The 7,741-nt window shown below is 33.5% G+C and carries 6 protein-coding genes; 5 read left to right on the top strand and 1 reads right to left on the bottom strand.

The window, feature by feature from the left end; all coding sequences use genetic code 11:
• Window positions 1-216: 216 nt before the first annotated feature.
• Window positions 217-1,224 carry an HrcA family transcriptional regulator gene (locus tag AA81_RS11635; RefSeq protein ID WP_103899118.1) on the bottom strand — a complete coding sequence of 336 codons (1,008 nt, stop codon included), beginning with the start codon at window positions 1,222-1,224 and terminating at the stop codon, window positions 217-219.
• A gap of 136 nt (window positions 1,225-1,360) precedes the next feature.
• On the opposite strand from AA81_RS11635, the gene AA81_RS11630 reads away from it, so the two are divergent.
• From AA81_RS11630 to rlmD, 5 genes are all read left to right on the top strand, one after another.
• Window positions 1,361-2,863, top strand: coding sequence for a UDP-N-acetylmuramoyl-L-alanyl-D-glutamate--2,6-diaminopimelate ligase (locus AA81_RS11630; RefSeq protein ID WP_103899117.1), 1,503 nt, complete (start codon window positions 1,361-1,363; stop codon window positions 2,861-2,863).
• Window positions 2,863-4,155 (top strand): UDP-N-acetylmuramoyl-tripeptide--D-alanyl-D-alanine ligase, encoded by a 1,293-nt coding sequence (gene murF, locus AA81_RS11625; RefSeq protein ID WP_103899116.1) that lies wholly within the window; start codon window positions 2,863-2,865, stop codon window positions 4,153-4,155. The genes AA81_RS11630 and murF overlap by 1 nt, the downstream gene beginning before the upstream one ends.
• On the top strand, window positions 4,143-5,087 hold the full coding sequence (gene mraY / locus AA81_RS11620) for a phospho-N-acetylmuramoyl-pentapeptide-transferase (protein WP_103899115.1): 945 nt from the start codon (window positions 4,143-4,145) through the stop codon (window positions 5,085-5,087). The genes murF and mraY overlap by 13 nt, the downstream gene beginning before the upstream one ends.
• On the top strand, window positions 5,084-6,379 hold the full coding sequence (gene murD, locus AA81_RS11615; protein ID WP_169999768.1) for a UDP-N-acetylmuramoyl-L-alanine--D-glutamate ligase: 1,296 nt from the start codon (window positions 5,084-5,086) through the stop codon (window positions 6,377-6,379). Before mraY ends, murD begins: the two co-directional genes overlap by 4 nt.
• A 130-nt stretch (window positions 6,380-6,509) precedes the next feature.
• The coding region (gene rlmD, locus AA81_RS11610; RefSeq protein ID WP_103899113.1) for a 23S rRNA (uracil(1939)-C(5))-methyltransferase RlmD at window positions 6,510-7,741 on the top strand (1,232 nt) is incomplete at its 3' end.

The raw sequence follows: 7,741 nt of genomic DNA, 5'->3' as shown, positions 1-7,741 counted from the left end.
TCACCCCGCTCCCCACCCGTAAGAAAGAGTTAAGACATTGCCCCTTCGCTTTGCAGCCCACCCTTTTAGGAAAGGACCTGCGGTCCTTTATATCTCGCTTCTCAACCATAAGGAAAGGACTTGCAGCTCCTCGCTTAGCAAGGGAAAGGGTTTCAGGTTGGAACCCTTTTAAAACCTTTTATCTTTTAAGTCTATAAACAAAATTATATACTAATTTCATAAATTTTTTGATATAATCTCTGAGAGCCTAGAAATATACTCTCTCAAAAAATAGTAATTTTTTTCATAATTACAGTATTTTTGAGTTATAAACAGCACCCTGCCAAGGGGGTTAGCATTTAATTTATAAGTAGTGTAAAAAAATACCATTTTTTTTAGCGCTTTAGAGTTTAAATCTTCACCAAATAATATTTCTATATCATCGGTGAAATCTAAAAGTTTAAATATCCCTTCTTTGATTGTATCATTTTCAACCATTGAAGCCAATGTTTCGATAGCTTCCAAGTCTGGAATAGATTGAGAAATGATTTTTTCAAGACCGCTTATAATATATTTTTTTCTGTTAAACTCAGATGTTAAATGCCCCAAAATCTCTATGAAATTAGTCACCCTTAGATCTTCTGTTTCAAATTTTGGAGCTGAAAGAAACATGAAAAGTGAATGAAAAGATTTGCCAACAAGACCATTATTCAAAATATTTTCTAATTCCTTTGAAGGTGGCAGACCATATATTTCAACCGTCCTGGATACAGCTAAACCTAAATTTGTTAAAATAGTAATGACGTTATTTGTATCCATCAAAGGGGTAACTGTTACCCGTGTTATATATACATATTTTGGATTAGGATATTCAAAAATCACCAAACCTTCCAAGGTATTGGCTATTAGTTCACTCAAACTTTGAAACATAAGATTCAAATCGTAAAACTTGTACTTTTTTGGAATTTCGATATGTGTATCCTCTTGGTTGTAGGCGTCTTTTATCATTTGAAAATAGATCTTTAAAGCGGGATTTGTAGGAATTCTTCCAGCACTTGAGTGTTGTTGATAAATGTATCCTAATTTTTGGAGTTTTTGCATATCGTTTCTAATAGTGGCACTACTAGCTTTTATATTTGAATTTTCCAAAACTTCATCAGAGCTAACTGGTTTTTCGTTTTTTATGTATAATTCAACAATAGTTTTTAGAATTTCCTTTTGTCTATCGTGTAGCACCTTAGCCATTTTATCACTCCTGCATATTAAGTGCTAATAATATGATACCAGGTCTTATATACATTGTCAAATATATTAATTTACTACATTGTAACAAGAAAAGTTTTGAGTGATGAGAAAAGCAATTATTTAGGAGGCAACATTAATGAAAATCCCTTCAAACGAATTAATACAACTTTTAAACGGTAATATAAAAAAGAAAGTAATCAACAATGAGATATTGAATATAGCAGATATTAAAGATAACAGTGAAAATGTTGAAAAAGACGATATTTTCATCGCTTTCAAGGGTTCACGTTTCGATGGCCATGATTTTATCCTTTCAGCATTTGATAAAGGTGCATCATTAATAATTGCTCAAGACGAAGAAAAGATCCCAACAACTGATTCTCTACAATACATAATCGTAGATGATATTAAGAAGGCTGCTGCCGATTTATCTCACAAATTATTTGACATCTCCCCAGATGATTTTAAAATACTAGGAGTAACAGGCACCAATGGCAAATCTACAACGGTATCTTTAGTTCATCACATCTTACAAAAATCAGGTAAGGATTCGACGCTAATAAGTACCGTTGAAATTAAAATAAAAGACGAGGTAATTAAGGAACCATACAACACCACTCCCAGTATCTTAGAGTTGTCCAAAATATTAAAAAAAAGCAAAGAAAATAATATTGAATTTATAAACATGGAAGTATCCTCTCATGCGATCCATCAAAGAAGAATTGAAGGTTTTAAATTCGATATCATATCTTACACAAACATTACAAGGGATCATCTGGACTATCATAAAGATTTTGAAGAGTACAAAAATATCAAGTTATCCCTGATGTACTATTTAAAAGATGAAGGAAAAATAATAATAAATCTTGACAGGTTGAACAAAGAAGACTTCGTAAAAAGTGGAAAAGAAGTTATCACCTATGGATTTAAAAAAAATGCAGACTTTGTTATAAATAATTACGAACAAACGCTTCAACAAATGAAATTCACGATCACAACAAAGGAACACAAAAGTTTTGAAATACGATCCCACTTGATAGGGAAGTTCAACGTTTACAATATAACAAATGCCTTTGTAATAGCGACCCTATTCGGGCTGGATCCTGAAAAAATCATCTATCCCATTTACACATTTAAAGGTGTCCCTGGAAGGTTTCAAATCGTTCCCAACAGTCAATCGTTGGGATTTGTTGCGGTTATCGATTTTGCACACACCCCTGATGCACTTAACGAAGTATTAAAAACCGCTTCGTCAATAACTGAAGGTAGGATAATCACAGTATTTGGGGCCGGTGGAAACGCAGACCAAGGAAAGCGAAAGTTGATGGGACAAGTTGTAAGTGAGAATTCAGACGTCATAGTTCTCACCAACGATGATCCAAAGGACGAAGATCCCAACCAAATAATAGAAGATGTATCAAAAGGTATAGACAAAGATAAACATTTCATCATCATACCTGATAGAGAAACTGCTATAGACACAGCCTTAAGATTTGCCAACAAAGGCGACATGGTAATCATAGCGGGAAGAGGTCATGAAAAATACCAACTCTTCGCCCACGGAAAAAAGGTTGAGTTCAACGATTACGAAGTGACCAAAAAACTAATTGACAAAATAAAAAGGAGTTCGGGAAGGTAGTGTTAGAACGGTTAAAATATAAAGGCCACAATTTTCAAATTGACTCTCGAAAAGTCAACAAAGGTGACGTGTTTTTATGTTTAAAAGGCGAGAAAACAGATGGACATCTTTTTATAAACGACGCATTGAAAAACGGGGCGTCTTATGTAATTGTTGAAAAAGATGTTGCAGGTTTTCCAAAAGAAAAAATAATAAAAGTCAACAGCGTCTTGGAAGAAATGCTTATCTCTGCTTCCACATTAATCAATCAAAACGCTAAATTAAAGATTGGAATAACTGGGTCCACCGGGAAAACCACCACGAAAGAATGCTTATACTATTTGTTGTTAGCCTATTTCAAAACCTTTAGAAACGAGATGAACTTGAATACAGAGATAGGAATACCCTTATCAATTTTAAACAACTATAACAATGAAGAAACCGTCATACTAGAAGAGGGTCTTAGAAAAAAAGGAGATATTGAATTTCTATCGAAATACTTTAAATTAGACGTTGCATTCATCACAAACATAGGGGCTTCACATTTGGAATTTTTAGATTCTTTAAAAACGGTAGCTAAGGAAAAGATGAAAATAACAAGTAGCATGGATAAAGGGGTTTTGATAATCAATGGAGATTACTCGATATTAAAAGAATTGGCGCCGAAGCATCTGAAACAACTAACCTTTGGAACCAAAGATGAAAACGATGCCGTTTTACAAAGCTTCCATTACAATGAAAACCACACCACAACTGTTTACGCCAAAATTCTTAAAGAAGATTTCATGGTAACACTGAACAATTACTGGAGTGAAGGTCAGATATTAGACTTGCTTTCAGGATTGTTGTTTTTGAGATTCATCGACTTACCAATCGATCCATACTATTTATCCAACATTAACATCCCTCAAGACCGTTTTCAAACCATAAAACGTGGAAATCTTTTAATAGTGAACGACTCATACAACGCATCGTACGAATCTTTTAAAAGTGCTTTTAACAGCATAAGTAAATTTAGTCTTTCCCCTAAAATTATCATAATGGGGGAAATAAAAGAATTAGGAAAATACAGTGAAGAATACCACATTAAAGTTATAACAGAAGCCTTAAACATTTTTGACCATATTTATTTCTATGATCCACAAGAAAAATTCACTTATCTATCAAACGATAAAGTTACCTTCTTTCAAGAACTAAAAACAATTGATGAGATAATATCAAACACCACCGAAGGAGTGATCTATATAAAAGGATCTAACGCTACAGGAATAAACAAATATCTCAAGGAAAGTGACTTAATTTGGAAAGACTAATATTTTATATCACGTTAATAACTTTTATTGTTTTACTTTTTCTCTATCCAATATTTATAAAATGGTTAAAAAAAAGGCAATTTGGACAGTATATCAGAAAAGAAGGTCCTGATCTTCATAATTACAAGCAAGGAACCCCTACAATGGGGGGAATTTTATTCGTTCTCGCTATTTTTTTTCTGAGTATGCTCACTTACTTCATTCAAAATGAAGATTTATTTCTGATAATTGGAGTTGCTACTTTACTTTTTGGGTTTATTGGATTTCTCGATGACTATCTGAGTATAAAAAAGAAAGATTCAACAGGGTTAACAGCCATACAAAAATTGTTAATGCAATTCTTATTCTCCATCTTTATAGTATATCTCATATCAAAAATGAATCCCCATTCGATATTGAAAATACCTTTCACAACTAAAAGCTTAGACCTAAAATATTTCTATCCGCTGTGGGGAATAATATACCTAACAGGTATGTCCAACGCAACAAATTTAACTGACGGAATAGACGGACTGTCCGCAGGAATTTATGTAACATCAGCACTATTCACCACACTGATTGCAGGCGTGAATTTTAATTACATTCCCATATTGATATTGCCTGTAATAGCGTATCTCTTTTACAACATAAAACCGGCAAAAATATTTATGGGAGACACTGGATCTTTAGCTTTAGGTGGAATATTAGGTTCTTTAGCGTTATATTATTCTGTTGAACTTTTTACTATTTTAACCTGTTTTATATTTATTACAGAGATGTTTAGCGTTATAATACAAGTGGGAAGTTTCAAAATACGAAAAAAAAGAGTCTTTTTAATGGCTCCAATTCATCATCATTTTGAACTAAAAAAATGGAGTGAAGAACGAATCGTTCTAACATTCTGGACTATAAACTTATTAACTGGAATAGTCGCTCTAGGAGGAGTATTGTGAAGATTTGCCTTGTAGGATACGGAAAGAGTAACGCAGAGTTACTGACGAAGCTTTTAAAAACAAACCATCAAATCTTTGTCAGTCAAGACAGAGATTTTAAAAAAAGCGATGAAATATACTTTAAGAAAAACAACATTCAATATGAAACTGACCACAACGACCTTTTAAAAAACTGTGATTTGGCTATCGTAAGCCCTGGCATCCCTCCAAACAGTAAGGCTGCTAAAATAATATTTGAAAATAATATCGATTACACTACAGAATTAGAGTATTCATGGGAAAGTATAAAAAAAGCAAACAAAAAAGCTGTTTTTATTGGAATAACAGGAACCGACGGGAAATCAACTACCACCTCTTTAATAGGACATATATTAAAATTCGCAGATTCTTTAACCTTTGTAGGGGGTAATATTGGAGTTCCCTTAGCCCAAGCAGCAGAAACTTTAAACTATTACGTAGTTGAAGTTAGTTCTTTTCAAATATTCTGGTCAAAATGGTTTTCTCCTGAAATATCTGTATTAACGAACTTAGCACCCGATCATCTAAACTGGCATAAAGACTTGAATGATTACTACGAAACCAAAGCAAACTTATTGTTAAGAACCCTCAAATCAGGAGGAGTGGCAGTTATCAATGAAGACTCTGTGAATCTTTTAAATCTAAAAGATTATCAATCAAGTGAAAGGTTTATAACTTTCTCTAAAGACGTAATTGAAGGTAACTACATTAAATACAGAGACAAAAAAATACATGTCAACAACAAAATATTTGAACTGGACATCTTCAAAGAAGACATCTTGGCATCAGCAGTGACGACGTTAAATCTTGGAATCTCTAAAAAAATTATCGAAGAAGCAATAAACTCTTTCAAACCACTAAAGTATAGGTTAGAACTGATAAAAAGCAAAAACGGAGTCAATTATTACAACGATTCAAAAGCAACCAACGCTCACTCCGCTTACAACGCTTACAAAAGTTTCAGAGGAAAGAGTTATATAGCAATCCTAAGTGGAATCCCTAAAAATGAAGACTTAACACCATTAATAGAAGAACTTAAAACGTATGCCAAAGCCGTTGTAGTTTTTGGAGAAATGGAAAAAGAAGTCAAAAAATACCCATTGAATCACAAATTTATCTTCAAAAGTAATTTAGAAGAAGTGTTTTTATACCTAAGTGAAATATGTGAAGTTGGATACAATGTAGTATTTTCACCAGCTGGCGCAAGTTTTGATAAATATAAAAATTATGAAGAAAGAGGCCAACACTTCAATTCTTTGGTAGAAAAGTCGTAAATGGGTTACAGGGCGAAGCCCTCCCCTTGCTGGGTTTAAGGGGCTCCAGACCCTTTCCTTAAATGGGCGGGGAGCGGGGCGAAGGGGCCGCTAATAAGGACAATAATTTTAACATCTTGGAGGCATTTAGATGGATAATGAAGAAGTAAAAATCGTCATCGAAAAATTAGTCTACGGTGGATACGGCATGGCACGTTATGCCGGGAAAATCTACATGGTAAACAACGTTTACCCTGGAGAGTTTGTCTCCGTTATTCCAACAAGAACGAATAAAAATTTAGTATTTGCAGATCTAAAAGAAATCATACAACCATCCCATCAAAGGGTATCCTCCAAATGCAAACACTTCCCTGAATGCGGAGGTTGCCAATGGCTCGATTATGATTATCAATCCCAACTAAAATCAAAAACAGAGATAGTAAAAGAACAGTTGGAAAGAATCGGAAAGTTAGATAGCTCCCTTGTGAATGACATAATCGAAAGCGATTTAATCTGGGGTTACAGAAACAGAATGGAATATGCCTTTCAGAAAAATAATAACTTAAAATTAGGTTTAAATATTGCGAATTCAAACAAGGTCCTTGATATCTACTCATGCCCAATTTCACCTAACTTATTTGATAACATAAGAAATAAATTCAGAGAACTAGTTAATAAATTGAATATCGAAATATACGACAAAAACTCAAAAAAAGGAATCTTGAAACATTTAGTCATCCGCAGATCATTTTCCAAAAATCAAACGATGGTTATTATAGTTACCAACACAGAGTATTTGCCTTATGAAGAAGAGATAAAACAGTTTTTTCAACAGAATTTCCATCCTTATTCACTCATTCACTTGATGAACAGTTCCGATAGCGTTGTACTACGAGGTCCTTACAAAACGCTTCTCGGTGAAGGAGTATTAAACGAGGAGTTTGATGATTTTAAATTCCAAATTCCACCAACTGCTTTTTTTCAAAACAACTACAATGTTACACAAAAGCTATTAAGGCACATATTAGAATATTTCAAAAACAACACACAAAAAGATGACACTATGTTAGACTTATACTCTGGTGTTGGACTATTTTCAATATACTTTTCACCGCTCTTTAAACATATAGAATCCGTTGAAACCTCCAAAGTTTCAGTAAAAGCGGCGATCTCAAATTCTCATATAAACTTTATTAAAAACGTTAATTTCATATTAGCAAGTTCAAAACCGTATCTCATGAAAAATTCCGATAAAAGATTTGACTATGTCATCTTGGATCCCCCAAGAAAAGGTTTGGAAAAGAAAGAGATCCAATTACTTTCTTCTATGGCAAAAAAGGGGATTATCTATGTATCCTGTGATCCTTCAACTTTTGCCAGAGA

The sequence above is a fragment of the Petrotoga halophila DSM 16923 genome (assembly GCF_002924615.1).
The sequence above is the reverse complement of the archived record's forward strand: the minus strand, read 5'-3'. Positions and strand labels throughout refer to the sequence as shown.